The 24622-nt window shown below is 73.6% G+C and carries 16 protein-coding genes; 12 read left to right on the top strand and 4 right to left on the bottom strand.

Going from position 1 to position 24622, the window contains the following annotated elements; genetic code table 11:
- Positions 1-97: 97 nt before the first annotated feature.
- Positions 98-2899, bottom strand: a complete 2802-nt coding sequence (locus ACFZAX_RS21315; RefSeq protein ID WP_390963407.1) for a lysylphosphatidylglycerol synthase domain-containing protein — start codon at positions 2897-2899, stop codon at positions 98-100.
- Between the two features lie 242 nt (positions 2900-3141).
- Between ACFZAX_RS21315 and ACFZAX_RS21310 the strand changes: the two genes are divergently transcribed.
- From ACFZAX_RS21310 to nudC, 5 genes are all read left to right on the top strand, one after another.
- Positions 3142-3645, top strand: a complete 504-nt coding sequence (locus tag ACFZAX_RS21310) for an MGMT family protein (RefSeq protein WP_390963406.1) — start codon at positions 3142-3144, stop codon at positions 3643-3645.
- 408 nt (positions 3646-4053) lie between these two features.
- Positions 4054-7482, top strand: coding sequence for a UvrD-helicase domain-containing protein (locus ACFZAX_RS21305; protein WP_390963629.1), 3429 nt, complete (start codon positions 4054-4056; stop codon positions 7480-7482).
- Between the two features lie 201 nt (positions 7483-7683).
- Entirely contained in the window at positions 7684-11316 is a 3633-nt protein-coding gene (locus tag ACFZAX_RS21300; protein ID WP_390963405.1) for a UvrD-helicase domain-containing protein, read from the top strand.
- A 10-nt stretch (positions 11317-11326) separates the two neighbouring features.
- Complete coding sequence (locus tag ACFZAX_RS21295; RefSeq protein WP_390963404.1) at positions 11327-12730, top strand: dipeptidase; 1404 nt, start codon at positions 11327-11329, stop codon at positions 12728-12730.
- Positions 12731-12767: 37 nt separating this feature from the next.
- Entirely contained in the window at positions 12768-13715 is a 948-nt protein-coding gene (nudC, locus tag ACFZAX_RS21290) for an NAD(+) diphosphatase (RefSeq protein ID WP_390963402.1), read from the top strand.
- A gap of 166 nt (positions 13716-13881) precedes the next feature.
- Here nudC and ACFZAX_RS21285 read toward each other — a convergent pair whose 3' ends face one another.
- Positions 13882-14139 (bottom strand): glutaredoxin domain-containing protein, encoded by a 258-nt coding sequence (locus ACFZAX_RS21285; protein WP_266708857.1) that lies wholly within the window; start codon positions 14137-14139, stop codon positions 13882-13884.
- A 525-nt stretch (positions 14140-14664) separates the two neighbouring features.
- Between ACFZAX_RS21285 and ACFZAX_RS21280 the strand changes: the two genes are divergently transcribed.
- The 5 genes from ACFZAX_RS21280 (at position 14665) to ACFZAX_RS21260 (ending at position 18795) form a co-directional block, all read left to right on the top strand.
- Positions 14665-16887, top strand: a complete 2223-nt coding sequence (locus tag ACFZAX_RS21280) for a UvrD-helicase domain-containing protein (RefSeq protein WP_390963401.1) — start codon at positions 14665-14667, stop codon at positions 16885-16887.
- 176 nt (positions 16888-17063) lie between these two features.
- Complete coding sequence (locus tag ACFZAX_RS21275; protein WP_390963400.1) at positions 17064-17399, top strand: hypothetical protein; 336 nt, start codon at positions 17064-17066, stop codon at positions 17397-17399.
- Between the two features lie 172 nt (positions 17400-17571).
- Positions 17572-17940 carry a WhiB family transcriptional regulator gene (locus tag ACFZAX_RS21270; RefSeq protein WP_327177870.1) on the top strand — a complete coding sequence of 123 codons (369 nt, stop codon included), beginning with the start codon at positions 17572-17574 and terminating at the stop codon, positions 17938-17940.
- Entirely contained in the window at positions 17937-18296 is a 360-nt protein-coding gene (locus tag ACFZAX_RS21265; protein WP_390963399.1) for a hypothetical protein, read from the top strand. Before ACFZAX_RS21270 ends, ACFZAX_RS21265 begins: the two co-directional genes overlap by 4 nt.
- Positions 18297-18594: 298 nt before the next feature.
- A complete protein-coding gene (locus ACFZAX_RS21260; RefSeq protein WP_390963398.1) occupies positions 18595-18795 on the top strand; it encodes a hypothetical protein in 201 nt (66 codons plus the stop codon).
- Between the two features lie 280 nt (positions 18796-19075).
- Here ACFZAX_RS21260 and ACFZAX_RS21255 read toward each other — a convergent pair whose 3' ends face one another.
- Positions 19076-20776 (bottom strand): AarF/UbiB family protein, encoded by a 1701-nt coding sequence (locus ACFZAX_RS21255; protein WP_390963396.1) that lies wholly within the window; start codon positions 20774-20776, stop codon positions 19076-19078.
- Positions 20777-20847: 71 nt separating this feature from the next.
- Positions 20848-21984, bottom strand: a complete 1137-nt coding sequence (locus tag ACFZAX_RS21250; protein ID WP_390963395.1) for a ThiF family adenylyltransferase — start codon at positions 21982-21984, stop codon at positions 20848-20850.
- A 285-nt stretch (positions 21985-22269) separates the two neighbouring features.
- On the opposite strand from ACFZAX_RS21250, the gene ACFZAX_RS21245 reads away from it, so the two are divergent.
- Together ACFZAX_RS21245 and ACFZAX_RS21240 are read left to right on the top strand one after the other, a co-directional pair.
- Positions 22270-22890 carry a SprT-like domain-containing protein gene (locus ACFZAX_RS21245; RefSeq protein ID WP_390963394.1) on the top strand — a complete coding sequence of 207 codons (621 nt, stop codon included), beginning with the start codon at positions 22270-22272 and terminating at the stop codon, positions 22888-22890.
- Positions 22891-22997: 107 nt separating this feature from the next.
- A complete protein-coding gene (locus tag ACFZAX_RS21240; protein ID WP_390963393.1) occupies positions 22998-24611 on the top strand; it encodes a TerD family protein in 1614 nt (537 codons plus the stop codon).
- Positions 24612-24622 lie beyond the last annotated feature (11 nt).

Here is a 24622-nt window from a genome sequence, read left to right as displayed (position 1 = left end):
CCGGCACGACATGTGTGCGGCCACGGTAGTGGGGCCGTGAGTACCGCCCGCCGCCGGGAGCGGTACCCACACCGCTCCCGGCGCCGTACACACCCGGCTACAGCTGGCCCCGGCGCGTCAGCTGGTTGAAGCAGAGCCAGCCCGGCAGCACCGGCAGCCAGAGCGTCATCACGCGGAAGAGCAGCACCGCCGGAGCCGCGACCTCCTTGGGCAGCCCGACCGCGATGAGGCCGATCGTCAGCGCACCCTCCACCGCGCCCATGCCGCCCGGCGTGGGCGCCGCCGAGCCCAGGGCGTTGCCCGCGAGGAAGACCACCGCGACGCTCGCGTACGACAGTGTCGGCACGTCCGGCCCGCTGAACGCCCGGACCGACGCGTCCAGGCAGAGCACGAACAGCACCGTCAGCAGGAGCATCCCGCCGATGCCGGTGGCCAGCTTCTGCGGGCGCTGCACCACGTCCAGCATGCGCGGCACGACCCCGGCGAACAGCGACCGCACCCGCGTCACCACGAACTTCCGCAGGAACGGGATGGCCGTCACCACCAGCACCAGCACCGCGACCGTGAGCAGCCCGGCGATGACCGTACGGGACGGGGTCAGCGAGTCCGGCGTCTTCTCGGTACCCGTCAGATACCCGAACAGGGCCAGCAGCAGGATGTGGCAGCCCAGCCCGAACAGCTGCGAGGCGCCCACGCTCGCGACCGCGAGACCGGGCCGCACCCCCTGACGCTGGAGGAAGCGGGTGTTCAGCGCCACGCCGCCGACCGCCGCCGGAGCCACGATCTTCACGAACGACCCGGCCACCTGGGCCAGCACCGTGCGCCGGAACGGCACCCGCTCGGGCACGAAGCCCAGCAGGCTCATCGCGGCGGCCACGTAACTCAGCGCCGAGAAGCCCAGCGCCGCCGCCACCCAGCCCCACTCGGCCTGCTCCACCACCGTGCCGAAGTCGGCCTGGGTGATCTGCGAGATCACGAAGTACGCGGCGATGGACCCGGCGATGAAGCTCAGCAGGGTGCGCGGCTTGATGCGCTCCAGCCGGACCGGTTCGACCGGGGCCTGCGGGCGGATCAGCAGCACCTGGCGGCGGATCTGGGTGAGCAGGTCCTCCTCGCGGGCCTCCTCCCGCGCATCGTCCAGAGCCCGCTTCTCGGCCTGCTTCTCCGTACGCTGCGTCCTGCGTTCGGACTTCCGCTCCGTCTTCCGGTCCGCGGGGGAGGCCACCGTGGAGGAAGCGGACTCCGCACGGTCCCGGCGGGCCGCGTCCGAGGCCTCCAACGCCGCCTCGCGCTCCCGCTGCGCGCGTTCGCGGGCGAGCCTGCGCAGGGTCGCCCGGGTGGAGCGGGTCAGCGCGATCGGCTGGAGCAGCGGCAGACACCCGGCCACCGCGTCCGGCCCCAGCACGGCGAGCGCCCCGGCCACCGACCGCTCGGCCCCGACCCGCAGACCGAGCGTGGTCAGCAACTGGGCCACGTCCATCCGCAGGATCAGGTCACCGGCCGCGATCTCACCGCCACGCAGATCGGTGACGTACACCTCGCCCTCGTCGTCCACCAGGATCGCGTCCCCCGCGAGCCGGCGGTGCGCGATCCGCCGCGACTGGAGCGACCGGACCTGCTCCCAGGCGCCGCGCACCAGCTCGTCGGTGATCTCCGCGTCCTCCAGGGCGTCCAGCGACCGGCCGCCGATGTGCTCGTACACCAGCATCACCGCGTCCGGGCCGAGCTCGGAGGTGGCGATCAGCTTCGGAGCGTTCGCCCCCGCCGCGATGGCCGCGTACGCGAGCAGCGCCTCCTGTTCCAGGGCCTGGCGCAGCGACTGGATGGAACGCCGCTGGGTGATGGAGCGCAGCGTGATCCGCCGCCAGGCCCGGTAGAAGAACCCCTGGGCCTGCTGTTCCCGGTCCACCACCGTCACGTCGAGCGGCGGGCCGTCCTCCAGGGTGACCCGGTAGCGCCGCCCCCGGTCGGTCTGGTCCGGGTTCTCGGGCGCCTCCTCGGCGCGCAGCGCGGCGACCGGCCGGAAACCGACGTGCCGCAGACCGGCCATCAGGTGCTGGCCGGTGGGCCGGACGTTCGGGGAGCCGACCCCGTACAGCGTTCCGTACGCGACGGTCCAGCCGATCAGCACGGTGAGGACGATCGAGAACGGGGTGGTGTACCCGCCCACCAGCATGGCGAACGCGTCCAGCAGCAGTACCACCCAGAGCACGACCCGCCAGCGCGGGCGCCGCGCCATGCCCACCGCCGTCATGTACGCGATGACGGGCGCGAGGTAGCCGTGCACCGGGTCGGTCAGGGCGTGACCGGGCTGCTGCTGGGTCAGCGCGTCCTGGATCGAGCCGGGGGCGGAGCGGGAGACCCAGAGATCGGTGGCGAGCGTCACCCCGTGCGCGAGCACGGCGGCGAGCACCCCGTCCGCGATGCGCAGCCCGTCGCGTTTGATCAGACGCTCGATGGCGAAGGCGACCGGGACGAGCAGCACCGCGATGCTGGACACCAGCCCGGCGATCTTGATCAGCAGATCGGGCGCCTGCTCGGTGCCCCGGGGGATGTCGTCCTCCAGGCCCGTCGTGGTGCCCTGGGCGAAGGCGGCGACGGCCAGCAGTACCGCGATGGCGAGCACGCCGACGAGCAGCCGCAGCAGGTCGGACGGGCGGTGTACCCGGGCGGCGAGCAGCGGCTCGTCGCCCGAGACGCGTTCGGTGGGCCCTTCGCCGGTGCCCGCACGCGTCGAGCCCGTCGGGCGCGGGGGGCCGTCGGGGGCTTCCCCGGGCGCCTCGCCGGTGGCTGCGGCCTTCTCCGTACGGGTGGGGTCACCGGTGGGGTCCGGCGTGGAGCCGGAGCCGCCTGGCTGCGAGTCGGCATCGGAGGCGTCCGCCGCCCGGGATGGCTGCACGCCCTGCTCCTTCGTCGCATCTGGTCGATCTTCGTGTTCTCGTATCACCGGTCACCGCCCGCACGATGGTGGCACGGCGGGAGGACACACGGAGCCATCAGGGTGCATTGCCCGCGCGCGCGAGGGGGAGGATTCGCTCCTTTGCACGGGCGCGCGTTCCCGGCCGGCGCGGTCCGCGCGCCCCCTGCCGGGAGGTCCGTACGGGCGCCCCGATGTCGGTGGCGTACGGCAAGATGGGACGGATGAGACAGGACCGGACGCCCCGGCACGGCGACGCGGACGACGGTGTGAACGACCGTGTGGGCGACGGCGCCTCCCGCCGTCCGTCGGCGGACGGCGACACCGTCGGCGCTCCGGCAGCCCAGGCCCCCGCGGAGCTCCCCGAGTACGCCGAGCGGGTCCTCGACGTCGCCGACCTGATCCCGCCCGGCCACGTCATGACCTACGGCGACGTCGCCGAGTGGCTGGGCGACGGCGGACCGCGTCAGGTCGGCCGGGCGATGGCGCTCCACGGCTCCGCGGTGCCCTGGTGGCGGGTCGTCCGGTCGGACGGCACGCTCCTGCCCGGCCATGAACTCCGCGCGCTGGCCCACTACCGCGACGAGGGCACCCCGCTGCGCGGTGCCGCCCGGTCGGCGGAGGGGCATCTGCCGCGGATCGACATGCGGCGCGCGCGGTGGGACGGCGGGACCGGGGAGTCCGGCGGGACCGCCGGACCGGACAGGGGCGAGGAAGCTCACACCTGACAGCTTCGGCCATCGGAGCCCGGCAGCCGCCCTCCTCCGGTCCCGTATCCCACGCGTCGCCGGACGGGCCGCACGGGGCCGGGGACACCCCGGGCGAGCCGGCACGAACCGCACACGTGACGAGCGACGCAGCGGACCCGCGTCCGCCCGCGCCCCCACTGGCGTAGCGTCGATGCCCGACGCGGACCCGAGCCCCTGCCGCACCGCTTCCATCCGCGTACCTCTCCGTACCTCTCCCGACCCGCCCCGAGACCGCCCCCGGCCGGTCGCCACCAGCCCGCACCACGACCCGGCGTCATGTGCCGGAGCACCACCAGCCGGCGCATCACGTGCCGGAGCACCACCAGCCGGAGCACCACCAACCGGCGCACCACCAGTCAGCGCACCACCGACAGGACCGGCGAACCAGTGAGCTCCTCCTCCACCACCCGGCACGACCCGCCCCGCGAAACGCGACGGCGGGCGCCGGGCGCGTACCGGCTGGTGCGCACGCCCCCCGGGACGGTGGAGCCCCCTGTGCTGGACGCCGCGCAGCGCGCGGTGGTTGATCACCCGGGCGGACCGCTCCTGGTGCTCGCCGGACCCGGAACGGGCAAGACCACGACGCTCGTGGAGTCCGTCGCCGCGCGGGTGGCCGCCGGTACGGACCCGGCCCGGATCCTCGTGCTCACCTTCAGCCGCAAGGCCGCGGTCGAACTGCGCGACCGGATGGCGGCCCGGCTCGGCGCCGCGCGCGGCCCGCAGGCCACCACCTTCCACTCGTACTGCTACGCCCTGGTCCGCGCCCACCAGGACGCCGACCTCTTCGCCGATCCGCTGCGCCTGCTCTCCGGGCCCGAACAGGACGTCACCGTCCGCGAACTGCTGGCGGGCCAGGTCGACCTGGAGAAGTCCGGCCGCGCCCGCGTCCGCTGGCCCGACGAACTGCGGGCCTGCCTGACCACCCGCGGCTTCGCCGACGAGGTGCGCGCCGTCCTGGCCCGCAGCCGTGAGCTGGGCCTCGATGCGGACGCCCTGGCCGACTTCGCCCGCCGCACCGGCCGCCCCGACTGGGGCGCGGCGGCCCAGTTCCTCGCGGAGTACCTGGACGTGCTGGACGCGCAGGGCGTCCTCGACTACGCCGAACTGGTGCACCGCGCGGTCCTGCTCGCCGAACGCCCCGAGGTCGCGGAGCGGCTGGCGGGGGAGTACGACGCCGTCTACGTCGACGAGTACCAGGACACCGACCCGTCCCAGGTGCGGCTCCTGCACGCGCTGGCCGGCAACCGCGTGGGGCGTACGCCGGCGGGCGCGGGCCCCGCCACGGGCGGGGGCGGACGGGGCGGAGTGGTCCCGGGCGGACAGGCGGGGGGCGGAGAGGCGCGGGGCGGCGGCCGGACGCTGATCGCGTTCGGCGACCCGGACCAGTCCATCTACGCCTTCCGGGGCGCCGACGTGAACGGCATCCTCGACTTCCCCGACGCCTTCCGGCGCGCGGACGGGGCCCCCGCGCCGGTCGGCGTCCTCACCACCTCGCGCCGCTCCGGCGCCGGCCTGCTCGCCGCGACCCGGCTGCTCACCCGCCGGATGCCGCTCACCCGGCTGCCCGCCGACAAGGTCCGGGCCCACCGCGAACTCTCCGCGGCCCGCGACGGCGGCCAGGCCGAGGTGTACACCTACCCGACCGCCTCCACCGAGCTAGACAACATCGCCGACCTGCTGCGCCGCGCCCACCTGGAGGACGGCGTGCCGTGGAACGAGATGGCGGTGCTGGTACGCGCCGGCGGGCGCTCGATGCCCTCCGTGCGCCGGGCGCTGACCTCCGCCGGGGTGCCGCTGGAGGTCGACGGCGACGACCTCCCGCTCCGCCACGAGCCCGCCGTCGCCCCGCTGCTGACCGCCCTGCGCGCGGTGGCCGAGGCCGCGCTGCGGCAGCCGTCGGCCGACGACACCGACGCGGAGGCCGCGACCGGTCCGGCGAAGGGGGTGCTGGACGAGGAGACCGCCCTCACCCTGCTCACCTCCCCGCTCGGCGCCATGGACGCCGCCGACCTGCGCCGCCTCGGCCGGGCCCTGCGCGACGACGAGCGGGCCGCGGGCAACCGCGTACCGCCGTCCTCCGGCGAGCTGCTCGCGCTGGCCCTCGCCGAACCCGAGCGCCTCGCCACCCACGACCCCTCCCACGCCCGGGGCGCCCAGCGCCTCGGCACCCTGCTGGCCAGGGCCCGGACCCTCCTCCAGGAGGGAGGCACCGCCGAGGAAGCGCTCTGGACCCTCTGGAACGGCACCCCCTGGCCCAGCCGCCTGGAGCGCGCTGCGCTGCGCGGGGGCGCGGGCGGGCGCAACGCCGACCGCGACCTGGACGCCGTGTGCGCCCTCTTCGAGACGGCGGCCCGAGCCGAGGAACGCACCGGCGGGCGCGGGGCGCTCAACTTCCTGGAAGAGGTGGACGCCCAGGACATCGCCGCCGACACCCTGTCGCGGCGGGTCGCCCGGCCCGACGCGGTCCGCCTGATGACCGCCCACCGCTCCAAGGGCCTGGAGTGGCGCCTCGTCGTGGTCGCCGGAGTCCAGGAAGGGCTCTGGCCCGACCTGCGCCGCCGGGGCTCGCTGCTGGAAGCCGACCGGATCGGCCGCGACGGACTCGCCGAACCCCTGACGCCCGGCGCGCTCCTCACCGAGGAACGCCGGCTCTTCTACGTCGCCGCGACGCGCGCCCGCGAGCGCCTGATCGTCACCGCCGTCAAGGCGCCCGCCGACGACGGCGACCAGCCGTCCCGGTTCCTGGGCGAACTGGGCGTCGAGCCCCGCGACGTCACCGGCCGCCCCCGCAGGCCGCTCGCCGTGGCCTCCCTCGTCGCCGAGCTGCGCGCCACCACCGTGGACCCCGCCGCCTCCGACGCGCTGCGCGAGGCCGCCGCCCGGCGACTCGCCCGGCTCGCCGCGCTCACCGACGACGAGGACCGCCCGCTGGTTCCCGCCGCCCACCCGCACCGGTGGTGGGGCCTGGACGAACCGACCCGGTCCGCCGTCCCGCTCCGCGACCGGGACCAGCCCGTCGTGCTGTCCGGCAGCGCCCTCGACCAGCTCGCCCACACCTGCGCGCTCCAGTGGTTCCTCGGCCGCGAGGTCAAGGCCGACGCCCCCGCCACCGCCGCCCAGGGCTTCGGCAACGTGGTGCACGTACTCGCCGACGAGGTCGCCTCCGGACGCACCCCCGCCGACCTGGACGTCCTGATGGAACGGCTCGACACCGTCTGGAACGGCCTGGCCTTCGACGCCCCCTGGAAATCCGACCAGGAGAAGGGCCAGGCCCGCGCCGCCCTCGAACGCTTCCTCCACTGGCACGTCATGGACCGCTCCGGCCGTACCCCCGTCGCGGGGGAGCACGGCTTCGACGTGACCCTCGAGGCGGGGGAGTACGCCGTCCGCATCCGGGGTTCCATGGACCGCGTCGAACGCGACGCCGAGGACCGGGCGTACGTCGTCGACTTCAAGACGGGCAAGCAGGCACCCACCAAGGAGGAGGTGGCCCGCCACCCGCAGCTCGCCGTCTACCAGCTGGCGGTCCGCGAAGGCGCCGTCGACGAGGTCTTCGACGGCCGACGGCCCGAACCCGGCGGCGCCGAACTCGTCCAGCTGCGCCGCCCCGCCCCCAAGAAGGAGGGCGGCGAGACCGCGCCCCAGGTGCAGGCCCAGCAGCCGCTCGCCGGGGAGTGGGTCTCCGACCTGCTCGCCACCGCCGCCGGACGCGTCCTCGACGAACGCTTCACCCCCACCACCGGCACGCACTGCGGCCACTGCGCCTTCCGCGCCTCCTGCAGCGCCCAGCCCGAGGGGCGCCACGTGGTGGAGTGACCGTGGCCGGCGTGACGTCGGCCACGTGTGCCCGAGGGGCGCCACGTGGTGGAGTGACCGTGGCCGGCGTGACGTCGGCCACGTGTGACGTACGGCCCCCACGGCTGCGGTCGTGCGCCCGCTCGGCGGAGTGCCCACGGCCCCGGGGGCGGTGGCCACGGTCCGCGACACGATGTCGGCGCGCCCGGTTACCGTTCTCGGGTGTCCTCACGTCTCACCGACCCCGAGCAGCTCAAGGAGTTGCTGGGCATCCCCTTCACCCCGGAGCAGACGGCCTGCATCACCGCGCCGCCCGCCCCGCAGGTGATCGTGGCCGGAGCCGGCTCCGGCAAGACGACCGTGATGGCCGCCCGCGTGGTCTGGCTCGTCGGCACCGGCCAGGTCGCCCCCGAACAGGTCCTCGGCCTCACCTTCACCAACAAGGCCGCGGGCGAGCTCGCCGAACGCGTCCGCAAGGCCCTGATCGCCGCCGGGGTCACCGACCCCGACGCCATCGACCCGGACAACCCGCCCGGCGAGCCGAGCATCTCCACGTACCACGCCTTCGCCGGCCGGCTGCTCACCGACCACGGGCTGCGGATCGGGCTCGAACCCACCACCCGGCTGCTCGCCGACGCCACCCGCTACCAGCTCGCCGCCCGGGTGCTGCGAGACGCTCCGGGCCCCTACCCGGCGCTCACCCACTCCTTCCCCACCCTCGTCGGCGACCTCCTCGCGCTCGACGCCGAGCTCGCCGAGCACCTGGTCGAGGCCGAGGCCCTCGCCGCGTACGACACCGGCCTCCTCCGCACACTCGAAGGCGCCAGGCTCTCCAACGAACAGCTGCGCAGACTCCCCGAGACCGCCAGGGCCCGGGGCGAACTCCTCGCCCTCACCGAGCGGTACCGGCAGGCCAAGCGCGGCAGGGACCTCGTCGACTTCGGCGACCAGATCGCCCTCTCCGCCCGGCTCGCCCTCACCCGGCCCGAGGTCGGAGCCCTGCTGCGCGACGAGTTCCGGGTGGTGCTCCTGGACGAGTACCAGGACACCTCCGTCGCCCAGCGGCTGCTCCTCTCGGCCCTCTTCGGCCACGGCCCCGGGGGCACCACCGGTCACGCCGTCACCGCCGTCGGCGACCCCTGCCAGGCGATCTACGGCTGGCGCGGCGCCTCCGTCGCCAACCTCGACGACTTCCCCCACCACTTCCCGCACGCCGACGGCACCCCCGCCACCCGCCACAGCCTCAGCGAGAACCGCCGCAGCGGAGGGCGCCTCCTCCAGCTCGCCAACGGACTCGCCGAACCGCTGCGCGCCCGGCACGAGGGCGTCGAAGCGCTGCGCCCCGCCCCCGGGGCCGAACACGACGGCATCGTCCGCTGCGCCCTGCTCCGTACCCACGCCGAGGAGATCGACTGGCTCGGCGATTCCCTCGCCCACCTCGTGCGGACCGGCACCGAGCCCGCCGAGATCGCCGTGCTCTGCCGCACCGCCTCCGACTTCCCGCAGATCCAGGCCGCCCTGGTGGCCCGCGACGTCCCCGTCGAGGTCGTCGGCCTCTCCGGGCTGCTCCACCTCCCCGAGGTCGCCGACCTGGTCGCCGTCTGCCAGGTCCTCCAGGACCCCGGGGCCAACGCCTCGCTCGTCCGGCTGCTCACCGGCCCGCGCTGGCGCATCGGCCCCCGCGACCTCGCCCTGCTCGGCCGGCGGGCCCGCCACCTCGTCCACCGCGCCTCACCGGGCGGCGACGGGGACGCCGACGCCGACCTGCGGCTCGCCGAGGCCGTCGAGGGCACCGACCCGGCCGAGGTCGTTTCGCTCGCCGACGCCCTGGACACCTTCCTGGACCAAGGCGGCGACGAGGACGACGGACTGCCCTTCTCCGCCGAGGCCCGCGTCAGGTTCGCCCGCCTCGCCGCCGAACTCCGCGACCTGCGCCGCTCGCTCGCCGACCCGCTGATGGACGTCCTGCACCGGGTCCTCGCCACCACCGGCCTCGAAGTCGAGCTGTCCGCCTCCCCGCACGCGCTCGCCGCCCGCCGACGCGAGACCCTCGCCAACTTCCTCGACATCGCGGCCGGTTTCGCCTCCCTCGACGGCGAGGCCAGCCTCCTCGCCTTCCTCGGCTTCCTGCGCACCGCCGCCCAGTACGAGAAGGGCCTCGACAACGCCCTGCCCGGCGGCGAGAACACCGTCAAGGTGCTCACCGCCCACAAGTCCAAGGGCCTGGAGTGGGACGTGGTCGCCGTCCCCGGCCTGGTCACCGGCCAGTTCCCCAGCAGCCGCGCCCGCGAATCCTGGACCTCGCAGGCGCAGGTGCTCCCGCACGCCCTCCGCGGCGACGCGGCCACCCTCCCGGCGCTCGACACCTACGACGCCAAGGCGCTGAAGGCGTACCAGCAGGAGATGAAGGAGCACCAGCACACCGAGGAACTCCGCCTCGGTTACGTCACCTTCACCCGCCCCCGCTCCCTGCTGCTCGGCTCCGGCCACTGGTGGGGCCCCTCGCAGAAGAAGACCCGGGGCCCGTCGGCGTTCCTGGACGCGCTGTACGAGCACTGCGCCGCGGGGTACGGCGAGATCGAGGTCTGGGCCGAGGAGCCGGAGGCCGACGAGGAGAACCCGGCGCTCGCCGCCCAGGACGCCGACATCGCCTGGCCGCTGCCCCTGGACGCCACCGCGACCGCCCGCCGCCGCGCGGCCCGGGACACGGTCCTCGCGCACCTGGACGCCTGGGCGGGCGCGGAAGGGCAGCCGCATGCCGGACCGGAGCCGGTGCCCGCACCCGTCGAGGGGGAGGAGGGCGGGGAGCCGTACGAGGAGCCGTACGAGGAAGAGCTGGACTGGGACGACTGGGACACCCTCGCCACTGACCGGGGCTCCCTCGCCACTGACCGGGGCTCCCTCGCCACCGGCCGGGGCTCCCTCGCCACCGACCGGGGCTCCCTCGCCACCGACCGGGGCTCCCTCGCCACCGGCCGGGACTCCCTCGCCACCGACCGGGACTCCCTCGCCACCGACCGGCCCGAGGGGAGTCCGCAGGCCGCCGACGCCCCCGCCGACGCCCCCGCCGAGACGGCCGGACCCGCCGGCCCCCTCCCGTACGTCCCCGCCGCCCGCCCCCCGAGCGAGGCCCCCGAGAGCGGGCTGACCCCCGAGGAGATCCGCACCCTCGCCTCCTGGGACCGCGACCTCGACGCCCTCGCCGGCGAGCTGCGGCGCGCCCGCGCCACCGTGCGGGACGTCGTCGTACCCGCCTCGCTCTCCGCCACCCAGCTCCTCCTCCTCGCCGAGGACCCGGACGCCTTCGCGCGCGAACTCGCCCGCCCGATGCCCCGCCCGCCGCAGCCCGCCGCCCGCCGGGGCACCCGCTTCCACGCCTGGGTCGAGTCCCGCTGGGAGGAGCTCCCGCTGCCGATGCTCGGCCTCGACGAACTCCCCGGCGGGGACCGTGACGAGAACGACATCGACATCGCGGACGAGCGCGAGCTCGCCGAGCTGAAGGAAGCGTTCGAACGGACCGAGTACGCCCGCCGCACCCCGTACCGGGTCGAGACCCCGTTCCAGATCTCGCTCGCGGGGCGGACCGTACGGGGCCGGATCGACGCGGTCTACCGCGCCGACGACGGCAGTCACGAGATCGTCGACTGGAAGACCAGCCGCCACCGCACCGCCGACCCGCTCCAGCTCGCCGTCTACCGGCTCGCCTGGGCGGAACTCCACGACCTGCCGCTCGACTCCGTGACCGCGACCTTCCTCTACGTACGCACCGGCGAGACCGTCCGGCCCCGCTCGCTGCCCGGCCGTCCGGAGCTGGAGCGGCTGCTCCGGGACGAGCCACCTTCGCGGGCCCGTTAGGCTCAATGGCATGAGCGACACCCCGGACAGCGCCGTCCAGCCGTACATCGAGCAGCACCGCGAGTCCTTCCTCGACGACCTCGCGGCATGGCTCCGCATCCCCTCCGTCTCCGCCCAGCCGGAGCACGCCGAGGACGTACGGCGCAGCGCCGCATGGCTGTCCGACAAGCTCAGGGAGACCGGATTCCCGGTCTGTGAGGTCTGGGAGACGCCCGGCGCCCCGGCCGTCTTCGCCGAGTGGCCCTCCGACGACCCCGAGGCCCCCGTCGTCCTGGTCTACGGCCACCACGACGTACAGCCCGCCGCCCGCGAGGACGGCTGGCACACCGACCCGTTCGAACCGGTCGTCCGGGACGGCCGGATGTACGGAAGGGGCGCAGCGGACGACAAGGGCCAGGTGTTCTTCCACACACTCGGCGTCCGCGCGCACCTCGCCGCGACCGGCCGCACCACCCCGGCCGTCCACCTCAAGCTGCTGATCGAGGGCGAGGAGGAGTCCGGGTCCCAGCACTTCCGCGCCCTGGTCGAGCAGCGTGCCGACCGCCTCGCCGCCGACGCCGTGATCGTCTCCGACACCGGCATGTGGGACGAGGACACCCCGACCGTCTGCACCGGCATGCGCGGCCTCGCCGAGTGCGAGATCGAGCTGTACGGCCCCGAGCAGGACATCCACTCCGGATCGTTCGGCGGCGCCGTCCCCAACCCCGCGACCGAGGTCGCCCGGCTGGTCACCGCTCTCCACGACGAGCAGGGCCGCGTCGCCGTCCCCGGCTTCTACGACGGTGTGGCCGAGCTCACGGATGACGAGCGCGCGCTCTTCGCCGAGCTGCCCTTCGACGAGGCCACCTGGTTGCGTACCGCCAAGTCCACCGCCGCCCGGGGCGAGGACGGCTACACCACCCTCGAACGCGTCTGGGCGCGCCCCACCGCCGAGGTCAACGGCATCGGCGGCGGCTACCAGGGCGCCGGCAGCAAAACGATCATTCCAGCCTCCGCCCTGGTCAAGATCAGCTTCCGGCTGGTCGCCGGCCAGGAACCGGACCGGGTGGAGAAGCTCGTACGGACCTGGGCCGAGGGCCGGATTCCGGAGGGGATCCGCCACCGGATCACCTTCGCGCCCGCGACCCGCCCCTGCCTGACCCCGCTCGACCACCCCGCCCTCCAGGCGCTGGCCCGGGCCATGGGGCGGGCCTTCGGCAAGCAGGTCCTCTTCACCCGCGAAGGGGGCTCCGGCCCCGCCGCCGACCTTCAGGACGTGCTCGGCGCACCCGTCCTCTTCCTCGGCATTTCCGTACCGTCCGACGGCTGGCACGCACCCGACGAGAAAGTCGAGCTCGGCCTCCTTTTCAAGGGCGTGGAGACCACCGCCCACCTCTGGGGTGAGCTGGCCGCCGCACTCCGCCGAACCAACTGAGCACCCGATCCGCCCCGGGGGAGTAGGAAGCAGCACCTTGAGTACCTTCGACAACGACCACATCGACCGTCCCATCGGCCTCACCGCACCGAGCGGCATCGACCGCGCTGCCCACCACCGCCTGGACGAGGCGTGGCTCGCCGTCGCGTGGAGCCACCCCACCACCAAGGTCTTCGTCGTCTCCGGCGGCCAGGTCCTGGTCGACGACACGGCCGACGGCGGCACCGAGATCGTCATGACACCGGCCTTCGAGGCCCCGCTGACCGAGACCCACCGCTACTTCCTCGGCACCGACGAGGACGGCGTCAGCTACTTCGCCCTCCAGAAGGACTCCCTGCCCGGACGGATGGACCAGCAGGCCCGGCCGGCCGGACTGCGCGAGGCGGGCCTGCTCCTCAGCGCCCGCGACGCCGGTCTGATGGTGCACGCGGTGGCCCTGGAGAACTGGCAGCGGCTGCACCGCTTCTGCTCCCGCTGCGGCGAGCGCACCATGATCGCGGCCGCCGGGCACATCCGCCGCTGCCAGGCGTGCGGCGCCGAGCACTACCCCCGCACCGACCCCGCCGTGATCATGCTGGTCATCGACGACCAGGACCGCGCCCTCCTCGGCCGCCAGGTGCACTGGCCCGAAGGCCGGTTCTCGACCCTCGCCGGGTTCGTGGAGCCGGGCGAGTCGATCGAGCAGTCGGTCGCCCGCGAGGTGCTGGAAGAGGCCGGGATCACCATCGGCGAGGTCGAGTACGTCGCCAGCCAGCCCTGGCCCTTCCCCTCCAGCCTGATGCTCGGCTTCTTCGCACGGGCGACCACGTCCAAGATCGACGTGGACGGCGACGAGATCGAGGAAGCCCGCTGGTTCTCCCGCGACGAGCTGACGGAGGCCTTCGAGTCGGGTGCGGTGCTGCCGCCGAACGGCATTTCGATCGCGGCCCGGCTCATCGAGATGTGGTACGGCAAGCCCCTCCCGAAGGCCCGCCCGCTGGGCTGAGGCCGTCCGCTGGGCTGAGCCCGTCCGAGCGGGCGGGGCTCGGCCGGCGGGACCCGCGAGGGCTGCCGGGCCTTCCGCCGTTCTCGACGCACGAGGCCCCCGCCGGTGAAAACCCGGCGGGGGCCTCGTGCGTCGCGTACGGCGTGGGGCGTACGGAGCGTGGCGGTCAGGCGCCGAGCGCCTGCTTGACCTGGGCCAGGCTCGGGTTGGTCATGACGACCTCGGAGCCGCCCTGCGCCGGAACGATCCGGACGGTGGGAACCGTCTGGTTTCCGCCGTTCGCCTTCTCGACGAAGGCGGCCGACTCCGGGTCCAGCTCAATGTTGATCTCGGTGTACCCGATGCCCTCGCGGTCCATCTGGCCCTTGAGGCGGCGGCAGTAGCCGCACCACGTGGTGCTGTACATCGTCACAGTGCCCGGCATGTCGCTGGTGCTCCTCTGGTCGTCTCGTCCGTTTCGCCGCACGCCCGAAGCCGGAGAAGGCCGAAAAGGTGCGGTGTCCGGGTCTCCACACGCCGTGCCCGTGACGGGACGGCGAACGCGGGACCCGCTCGCACAACGCTCGCACCCCTGCCACCATTCCCGGCTCGGTCCCGGCCCGGCTCGGTCCCGGCTCCGTCCCGGCCCGGCCCCGGCTCGGTCCCGGCTCGGTCCCGGGCCGCTCCGTCCCGGGCCGCTCCGTCCCGGGCCGCTCCGTCCCGGGTCGTGCCGTCCGGCGGGGCCGTCCGGCGGGGCCGTCCGTCCCGGACCGCTCGCCCCGGGCTCCCTTCCGTCCGCCCCGGGCTCCCTTCCGTCCGCCCCGGGCTCCCTTCCGTCCGTTCCCGGCTCCCTTCCGTCCGTCCCGGGACGCCGCTCCGGCATGCCCGGAACGCCGCTCCGGTATGACGGACGGGTCACTCCTGTGGACAACAATTCCGGTGCCCTCGGGCGACCTGGCAGCATGGCAGGGTGACAGCAGCAACGCACTCCACCCTCTTCCCCCAGGTACCCGAGTCCCCGGACGCGGTCCTGGACGGGCTCGATCCCGAGCAGCGCGAGGTCGCCCTCGCCCTGCACGGGCCGGTGTGCGTGCTGGCCGGAGCGGGGACCGGCAAGACCCGCGCGATCACCCACCGCATCGCGTACGGCGTCCGGGCCGGGATCCTCCAGCCCTCGACCGTGCTGGCCGTCACGTTCACCAACCGGGCCGCCGGGGAGATGCGTGGACGCCTCCGCCAGCTCGGCGCGTCCGGGGTACAGGCGCGCACGTTCCACTCCGCCGCGCTGCGCCAGCTCCAGTACTTCTGGCCGAAAGCAGTCGGTGGCGAGCTGCCCCGGCTGCTGGAGCGCAAGGTGCAGCTGGTCGCCGAGGCGGCGGCCCGCTGCGAGCTCCGCCTCGACCGCAACGAACTCCGGGACGCCACGAGCGAGATCGAGTGGTCCAAGGTCACCCAGACCGTCCCGGCGGACTATCCGGCGGCCGTCGCCAAGAGCCTCCGCGACGCCCCCCGCGACCCGGCGGAGCTCGCCAAGATCTACGCGATGTACGAACAGCTGAAGCGCGACCGGTCGGTGATCGACTTCGAGGACGTGCTGCTGCTCACCGTCGCGATCCTCCAGGACCGCCGGGACATCGCCGACCACGTCCGCGCCCAGTACCAGCACTTCGTGGTCGACGAGTACCAGGACGTCAGCCCGCTCCAGCAGCGGCTGCTCGACCTCTGGGTGGGTGGCCGGGACAATCTCTGCGTCGTGGGCGACGCCAGCCAGACGATCTACTCCTTCACCGGCGCCACCCCCGACCACCTGCTGAACTTCCGCGCCGCCCATCCGAACGCCACCGTGATCAAGCTGGTCCGCGACTACCGTTCCACCCCCCAGGTCGTCCACCTCGCCAACGGGCTGCTGAGCCAGGCGAGCGGACGGGCCGCCGAGCACCGGCTCGAACTCGTCTCCCAGCGCGACAAGGGCCCGGAGCCGGTCTACACGGAGTACGCGGACGAGCCGGCCGAGGCGGAGGGCACCGCCCGCCGCATCCGCGACCTCATCGCCGCGGGCGTCCCGGCGGGAGAGATCGCCGTCCTCTACCGGGTGAACTCCCAGTCCGAGGTCTACGAACAGGCGCTCGCCGACGCCGGGGTGCCCTACCAGCTGCGTGGCGCCGAGCGGTTCTTCGAGCGCCGGGAGGTCCGGGAGGCGGAGGTCGCCCTGCGGGGCGCCGCCCGCGCCGGGGGGAACGACGCCCTGCTCGACGGCGCCGAGGGCCTGCCCTCGCAGGTGCGGGCCGTGCTCTCCACCCAGGGCTGGACGCACCGACCGCCCGCAGGCTCGGGGGCGGTGCGCGACCGCTGGGAGTCGCTGGCCGCGCTGGTCCGACTGGCCGAGGACTTCGAACGCGCGAAGCCCGGCGCGACGCTCGCCGATCTCGTCCGGGAACTCGCCGAGCGCGCCGCCGCCCAGCACGCGCCGACCGTGCAGGGCGTCACCCTGGCATCGCTGCACGCGGCCAAGGGCCTGGAGTGGGACGCGGTGTTCCTGGTCGGGCTGACCGAGGGCATGATGCCGATCGCCTACGCCAAGACCGACGAGCAGGTCGAGGAGGAGCGCCGCCTCCTCTACGTCGGGATCACCCGCGCCCGCTTCCACCTCGCGCTCTCCTGGGCGGTGTCGCGTTCCCCGGGAGGCCGGGCCGGCCGCCGGCCCACCCGGTTCCTCAACGGACTCCGCACCGGCTCCGGGGGCGCCCGGGGCGGCGCCGGAGGCGGCGGAGGCATCGATCGGGGTACGCGCACGGGGACCGCCACCACGGCCACCCGCGCCGAGGGCACCGTCCAGCGCAAGAAGTGGGGCCCGGTGCGGTGCCGTGTCTGCGGCCGGACCCTGACCGAGGCCGGCGAGATGAAGCTGCTGCGCTGCGAGGACTGCCCCTCGGACATGGACGAGGCGCTCTACGAGAGGCTCCACACCTGGCGGGCCGCCCGCGCCGGGGAACTCTCCCAGCCCGCCTGGTGCGTGTTCACCGACAAGACCCTGATGGCCATCGCCGAGGCCGTCCCCGGCAGTGAACGCGAGCTCGTCGTCATCGCGGGCGTCGGGAACCGCAAGATGAGCCGATTCGGGAGCGATGTACTGGCCATCTGCGCAGGTGAAGACCTGGATGAGGAAGATCGCGGGGGTGCCGGCGAGGGGTGAGGAAAACTCGTCGGAAAAATAGTTTGCGCCCGCACCAGTCGTCACCATAGGTTCTTAACCACGGAAACAGCGGCTTCTCCGAAGCCCGCCTTCCGTGCTGTACTTGGCTGTACCCATCCGAATACGCAGGACCGGCTCCGGCCGGTCCCCCGAGACGCCGAGAGGAGGCGATTCCAGTGATCAGCATCATCAAGACCATCAAAATGACCGATCGCCCCGTCGTCTCCGCATGCTCGCTCGGCCTCCTCGGCTCCTCGGATGTGTCGCTCAACAGCACCGGTCTGTCCGGTATTTCTGCCGCGCGTCCGCTGCCTCTGGCGTCCCTGCCCGTAGTCCGGGAGCGCAATGAGCGACCGATGCAGGCATCGGCGGCAGCAGGAGCGAAGGCTGAAAAGGCTCAGGCCTATGCCTTTGCGGCAGCCGGTGCCGGATTCGCAGCCAAGAACCAGATGACGCAGCACCACACGATGTGGGCCTTCCGTGGGCCTGAACCCTGGAGCGATCCAGCCTGATCCAGCATCAGGTCGGCACCTTCAGGGCCGCGGAACCCCACTCGGGATCCGCGGCCCTTTTGTTTTGTCCGAACGGATGAGACGGAGCGAAGGAGCCTCGGGACAAGCAGTACCTGGTACCAGCCGACAACCGGCCAACAGCCGGAACGACCAGACGAGGACACCACTCACCGTGCAACTCGAAGCGCACGCCCCGTCCGTACCGCCTTCCGACATGATCGTCCCGCCCGGTTCCACGGAGGACCCCACCTTGTTCCCCCTCTCCACCCTCACCGCTCTCGACGACGCCATCGAGAATCTCGGCACCCCGGTGCCCTGCCGCTCCTACGACCCCGAGGTCTTCTTCGCCGAGTCGCCGGCCGACGTCGAGTACGCCAAGTCCCTCTGCCGGACCTGTCCGCTCGTCGAGGCCTGCCTCGCCGGCGCCCAGGAGCGCCGCGAGCCCTGGGGCGTCTGGGGTGGCGAGCTCTTCGTCCAGGGCGTCGTCGTCGCCCGGAAGCGCCCCCGGGGCCGTCCGCGCAAGAACCCGGTCGCGGCGTGACCGCCGACCTGGGAGCGATGTCTCCCGCAGTACTGCACCTGGTCGGCACCATCGACCGCCCCCACACTCATGACCCGCGAAATCAGGCACCCATGACCACCCCCACGAAGGAGCCCGTCGGCTCTGCCACCCCCGATGTCACCACCTCCGGCGCGAACGACTCGCGTCAGAACAGGAACCGCGAGATGCAACTCATCCCAGAAGCCATGGCTCGTGCGCATATGCACGACCGCCTGGCTGTCGCCGAGGCGGAACGCCTGGCCGTCCGGCTGGTCTACGCCCGGCGGATGCAGCGCAAGGCCGAGCGTGCGTCGCTGCGCGCCCGCCGCGCGCTCGCCATGGCGGTCATGCAGTAGGGCATGCCGCAGGAGCCACGCGCTCCCCGGAGTGGAGTGCCCCACGCACGAGCCACCGCACGGACGCGTCACCCCGCAGGAGTCACCACCCCGCCCGCCGGGGCCCGCCGAACAGGGCGGGCCCCGGCGGGCGGGGTCGTCCGTACGCGGACGAGCGCGCAGGAAACGGAGGAACGCGGAGGAGCCCCGGACGCGCGCAGGGCATGGGGTTTCGTCCATGTGTCGGGCGGGCCCCGGTCTCGTTTCCTGCCGTGCGTTCCGCCGCGCCGCCCGTCAGCTGCGGAGTTATCGTCACGGCGTGGACGAGGAGACGTATCACCCCCCGCTGCCGGAAACCCCCCAAGTGCACTGCGCGCGGTGCGGCACCACCGCCGGAACGAGCGCACCACCCACCTGGATGTGCGCGGTGGAGCAGGGCGCGCGCCGGTACTTCTGCGAGAGCTGCGCCCGCACCCACATCCGAGCCATCGAAAGCCGGCTCGACCCTGCCTCCTGGTGAGCCCGACCCCGCCTCCCGGTGAGCCCGGCCCCCGAGCGCCCTGGTGAGCCTCACCCCCGAGCCCTGGTAAGCCCGGCCCCGCCTCCTGGTAAGCCCGGCCCCCGAGCCCTGGTGAGCCCTGGCGGGTCTCCCGGGCCTCCCGGACCCCGAGACTCCCGGGCCCCGAACGGCCCGCGAGCCCGGGCCGAGCCCGCCCCTTGTGCCCCGGCACTTTGGTCGCGCCCCCCGGCCGAAAGAGTGAAGGACCCTTTCGCGCCCGCTTCTGCGCCTCTCGGGTCTCCTATACCTCTTCGGTCTCCAGCTCCTTCTGTCCGTCCGCGGACGCCCGCCCGTCAGCGTCCGCCCGCGTCAGCCCCCCGCTCCCGTCCTCCGGGGCGACGGAGCCTCCGTCACCATCGGAGCCATCGGAGCCATCGGAGCCACCGGAACCACCCGGACCGTCCAGGACATCAGGGTGGCCCGGGCCGACGGGGCCGGTGAAGCCGGGGAGCCACGCGTCGAGTTCGTCCCGCAGCCGCACCGTCGCGCCGAGCTGGCACAGCACACCGATCGTGCTCAGCGTCACGCGGTGTATGAGGAGATAAGCCGGCGGAAGGTTCAACTGCCTTCCGAGCCGGTGCGCGGGGGAGCGGGGATCGGCGATCCGGGCCGCCTGTGTACGCAACCACCCCCGGCTGAAGGTGAACGCCTCCAACTGCGCCGGTTCGATCACGGGGAGCAGATAGTCCAGGACCGCGTCGGGGTCCAGATCCACCGACTCCGGTACAAAACCCGCCTGTCGCAGCAGTGCGTACACCTCCTCGGCCTCGCCGAGCAGCGTCATCCGCAGCGCCTCGCCGATGATCTCGGGCAGCCCGCCCGGCAGCCGGTCGACGGTGCCGAAGTCCAGCACTCCGAGTCGCCACTCCCGCGCCCCGCCGCAGCCGCGCGAGTCCTCCGACGCCGACCCCTCCGACGCCGATCCCTCCGACGCCGATCCCTCGGGCACGGAGCCCTCGGGCACGGAGCCCTCGGGCACGGAGCCCTCGGGCACGGAGCCCTCGGGCACGGAGCCCTCGGGCACGGAGCCCTCGGACGGCATGGCTGCGGGCGGGTCCTCTCCGGCGGGCGGCAGGAGGCGGAAGTTCCCCGGGTGCGGGTCGGCGTGGAGCAGGCCGGTCCGGGCGGGTCCGGAGAAGAGGAAGCGTGCGAGCAACTGGCCCGCCCGGTCACGTTGCTCCGGCGTCCCCCGCTCGATCACCTCGGACAGCGGGACGCCGTCCATCCACTCCGTCACAAGCACCTGGTCCGACTGGAACACCACCCCCGGCACCACCACGTCCGGGTCGTCCGCGAACTCGGTCGCGTGTTCCTCCTGGGACCGCGCCTCCAGGGAGTAGTCCAGCTCTTCCGATACCCGGTCGCGCAGTTCCTTGATCAACGGCTTGACGTCCATGCCGGGGATCAGCGGCCCGAGAAGCCGCGCGAACCTGCTGAGCTGGGTGAGATCCGACAGCAGCGCCTCGCCCGCACCCGGATACTGCACTTTCACGGCGACTGCGCGCCCGTCGCTCCAGACCGCCCGGTGCACCTGACCGATGGAGGCCGCGGCGGCGGGCTGGTCGTCGAACGAGAGGAAGAGGTCGCGCCAGCCCTCGCCGAGCCGCTCCGCGAGCACCCCGTGGACCGTGCGCACCGGCATCGGGGGAGCGGCTTCCTGGAGCTTCGTCAGCGCCGCCCGGTACGGTCCGGCCACCTCCTCGGGCAGGGCGGACTCGAACACGGAGAGCGCCTGCCCGAGCTTCATGGCGCCGCCCTTCAACTCGCCCAGGGTCTTGAACAGCTGGTCCGCCGTGCGCTGCTGCACCTCCCGGGCCACCAGCTCGGCCGATCTGCCGCCGATCCGCTTGCCCAGGCCCCACGTGGCCCGGCCGGCGAAGCCGAGCGGCAGCGCGGCCAGTTTCGCGGTGCGGGTGACCGCCTTGCGGGGAAGATCAGACATGTGCTCCTCCAGTTCGCGAACTGCCGTGCCGGGGCGCCCTCGCGTCGATCCGACGACGGCGGTCACGGCGGTCACCCGGCCATTGTGTCGTGAGCCGGGCCCGAGGCGGGGGAAAGCGCCCCGGTGGTGCGAGCGGCGCCGCACACACACGCCCGGTGTGGCGCGATTCGTTCGTTGCGCCACTCCATGAGGGGCAGGGCGGCTTCCCAACGGGCGCCCGTGGTCGCCGGCAGTTCGCCGTCCAGGAAGGAAAGGGCGTGCGCGGCGGCGAGCCCGGCCACCGCCGCCGACAGCGCGAGGTCGCAGGCCGGCACCGCACCCCTGCGCCCGGTCCGCCACTGCGCCACCATGCGCGGCCACTGGGCGTCCTGGTCCGCCCGGTGCAGGCCCAGGCAGCCCGCGCACCCCGTGCCGCCGGGCAGGACCAGCGGGCCGACCACTCCGGTGGCCTCGATCACCCCGGCGTACAGGTGGGGGGTGCCCGAGGAGATCCACGGCTCGGCCGTCCCCGGGTCGGGGGCGTACGCCGCGAGGCCGTCGCGCGGGGCGACCACGACCAGGGAGAGGCCGGGGCCGCCGCTCTCCGTCCCCGCCTCCGTCGCGCGCGGCGGCGCTCCGGCGGCCGACCGGCGCACCAGCCGGCGGGCCGAGGCGTCCCGGCGCTCTCCGACGGCCGAGGGCGGGAGGCCCCCCGGGGCCACGTCCCAGGGTTCCGTCAGGCCACCGTCCAGCACGTCCACCCGGCCCACTCCCGAACCCGAGAGCAGAGCCGCGACGGCTGCTCCTACCCGTCCCGCGCCCCGTACCTGCACGCGCATCGCCCGCCGCGCGGCGAGCCGGCGGACCGCGCTCCCCGGTTCGGGATGCACCACGGAGAGCGAGGCGGCGTCCGGGCGCTGCCGGTCCAGCACGTCGGCCCGGCGGCGTAAGGCCGCGGCCTGCGGGCCGCCCGCGTGCGGATCGTCCAGGAGACCGGCGTCCGCCAGCCGTTCGACGAGCACGTCCACATGGCGCTCCGCCAGGTCCAGGGAGCGGGCCTCCTCCTTCAGCAGGGGGAGCCCCCGGGTGCCGTCGAGCAGCTCCAGGAAACTCCCCGTGGCGATATCCAGAGGCCCGAAGGTGACGGCATGCGCGGGTGTGACCCCGAATTGCACGGTGCTCCGCCCACGCCAAGCGCGGCGCAGTGCGGGCTTCAGCATCGGATGCATCTCTTTCTCCCTTTACGGTCCGGTCGCACGTGTGCGGTTGTTCCCGGGGACGCGGCTGATCGCAGGGAACAGCCGCATCCCGGGGAACGGCCGCATCCCGAGGATCGTCGGGCCGGTCTTCTCCGCCCCTCTCCGCTCACAGAATGCCGTCGGAGCCCGAAACCCGCCGAAAGTTATCCACAGGGGATGGAATTAGTCGTTCAAATGGTGTGCTTCCTGGGGGGATCGACGGTGAACCGTTGAGGAGGCGGGACTTCCGCCAGCGACAGCGGGTAACGTCGAGGCGTGCCCGCCGACCCGTCACCCGGCCTCGCCGGGGAGATTCCCGCGCGCTCCGCCCCTGCCCTGCAGCGCGGTGCCACCCGCCCGGTCCGCCCCGCCGCGACGAGCCCGGTGGAGGTACGCAGGAGCGACCGGCGCCGCAGGACGGTCTCCGCCTACCGCGAGGGCGACCGCACCATCGTGCTGATCCCCGCCCGGATGTCGGAGGCCGAGGAGCGCCGCTGGGTCGGGGTGATGCTCGACAAGCTGGCGGCCCAGGAGAGCCGCCGGGTGCTCGGCGACGGCGCGCTCGTCGAGCGTGCCGCGAGCCTGTCCGCCCAGTACCTCGGGGGCCGGGCCCGGCCCGCGTCGGTGCGCTGGGTCACCAACCAGAACACCCGCTGGGGCTCCTGCACGCCGGCCGAGGGCAGTATCCGCCTCTCGCACCGGCTGCAGGGCATGCCCGAGTACGTCGTCGACTACGTACTCGTCCACGAACTCGCCCACCTGCTCGTGCCCGGTCACGGGCCCGACTTCTGGCGTCTGCTGGAGGCGTACCCGCGTACCGAGCGGGCCCGGGGGTACCTCGAAGGCGTGGTGGCCGCGGGCCGGTTGCCGCACCTGCCCACCGCGCGGGAGGAGTGACGACCGGTGACTCTGTACCGAGTGTGTACCGACTTGGCTCAATGTCGTAGTTTGCGGATAGCCTGACGCGACGCATTCACATTCGGGATGGGGGACGGTCGTTACGCATGGCCAGGGAATTCCAACGCGGCCACAAGGCCAAGATCAGCGATCTCACGGCTGGGACGGATCTGTACGTAGGTGTGCAGATCGCAGGCCCGGGACTGACCTTCGACATCAGCTGCTTCGGCCTCGACGCCGATGAACAGCTGTCGGACGACCGGTATTTCATCTTCTTCAATCAGCCGAAATCGCCCGAGGAGTCCATTCAGCTGCTCGGCGCGCAGTCCGGTGACACCGAGTCGTTCCGGGTGACGTTGGATCGCATTCCGGCCAACATCCACACGTTGTCGTTCACCGCGACCGTGGACGGCGCCGGCCAGATGTCACAGGTCGGGCCCGGATACATCCGGATCGTCGCGGGCGGCGAAGAAGTGGTGAGGTACGCCTTCACCGGCTCCGAATTCACCACCGAACGCGCGGTGATGCTCGGGGACTTCTACCTGAAGGACGTCTGGCGGTTCGCCGCGGTCGGCCAGGGATTCGACGGCGGACTCGACGCGCTCCTGCGCAACTTCGGCGGCGAGGTCGCCGAAGAGGAGGCGCCGGCGGCTCCGCAGCAGGCCGCGCCCTCCTTCGCCCCGCCGGCCCAGGCGTCCGCGCCCCCGGCCTTCGGCGCGCCCGCCGCCCCCCAAGCGCCGCAGCCCGCACCCTCGTTCGGAGCCCCGGCCCCCGCACCGGCCCCCGCGCATCCGGTGCACCAGGCGCCCACGGTCACCGCTCCCGTCGCACCGCAGTCCCCCGCCCCGTACGGACAGCCGCCGCAGCAGCCGCAGTTCGGGCAGGTCCCGGGGCAGGCCGCACCGCCGTTCGGCCAGCAGCCCCCGGCCCACCCATTCGGTCAGCAGCCCCCGCAGGCGTACGCGCAGCCGCAGTTCGGCCAGCAGCCGCAGGTGCCGTTCGGCCAGCAGCCCCCCGGCGGCCTCCCGCAGGGTGTGCCCCAGGGTGCGCCGGCGACCGGAGCCGGCCTCGCGGCGGCGCTCCAGCCGTACAAGGAGAAGCCGACCGGGCAACGCTGGACCCCGCAGAACCAGCAGCTCATGCGGGTCGATCTCACGCTCGGCGGCAACCCCGTGCTGGCCCGTCAGGGCAGCATGGTGATGTACCAGGGCAAGGTCGACTTCGGCTACAAGGGCGCCGGTTTCACCGGCCGGGTGGTCGGCAACGCCACCGGCCAGGAGATGCAGCTCATGCGCTGCACCGGCCGCGGGCAGGTCTTCCTCGCCGAGGAGGGCTCCCACCTGCACCCCATCGAACTCCAGGGCGACGGCATCTGCGTCTCCGCGGAGAACGTCCTCGCCTTCGACGAGTCGCTCCAGTACGAGGTCCGCAGGGTCGAGGGCCACGGCATCCCCGGCGGAGCCCTGTTCACCATGCAGTTCCAGGGCACCGGCACCGTGGTCGTCAAGACCCACGGCACCCCGGTCGTCCTGCCGGTCACGCCGACCACCTTCGCCGACTGCAACGCCGTCGTCGCCTGGTCGTCGGCCGCGCAGGTCATCATCTCCAGCCAGGTCCGGCTGCGCCGCAACGCGTACCCCGGCCACAGCGGGGAGACCGTGAACCTCCAGTTCCGGGGAGCTCCCGGCAACTTCATCGTCGTCCAGCCCTACGAGGTCTGAGGGAGCCTGCC

It is taken from the genome of Streptomyces sp. NPDC008125, assembly GCF_042957125.1.
Classification (GTDB): Bacteria; Actinomycetota; Actinomycetes; order Streptomycetales; family Streptomycetaceae; genus Streptomyces.
This window is presented reverse-complemented; position numbering and strand designations above follow the sequence as displayed.

What these genes read in the sequence shown, in the direction of transcription:
- ACFZAX_RS21250 (WP_390963395.1), bottom strand. Translation starts at nt 21,984, where the DNA reads ATGCATCCGATGCTGAAGCCCGCACTGCGCCGCGCTTGGCGTGGGCGG.
- ACFZAX_RS21240 (WP_390963393.1), top strand. Translation starts at nt 22,998, where the DNA reads ATGGCCAGGGAATTCCAACGCGGCCACAAGGCCAAGATCAGCGATCTC.
- ACFZAX_RS21285 (WP_266708857.1), bottom strand. Translation starts at nt 14,139, where the DNA reads ATGCCGGGCACTGTGACGATGTACAGCACCACGTGGTGCGGCTACTGC.
- ACFZAX_RS21255 (WP_390963396.1), bottom strand. Translation starts at nt 20,776, where the DNA reads ATGTCTGATCTTCCCCGCAAGGCGGTCACCCGCACCGCGAAACTGGCC.
- ACFZAX_RS21295 (WP_390963404.1), top strand. Translation starts at nt 11,327, where the DNA reads ATGAGCGACACCCCGGACAGCGCCGTCCAGCCGTACATCGAGCAGCAC.
- ACFZAX_RS21310 (WP_390963406.1), top strand. Translation starts at nt 3,142, where the DNA reads ATGAGACAGGACCGGACGCCCCGGCACGGCGACGCGGACGACGGTGTG.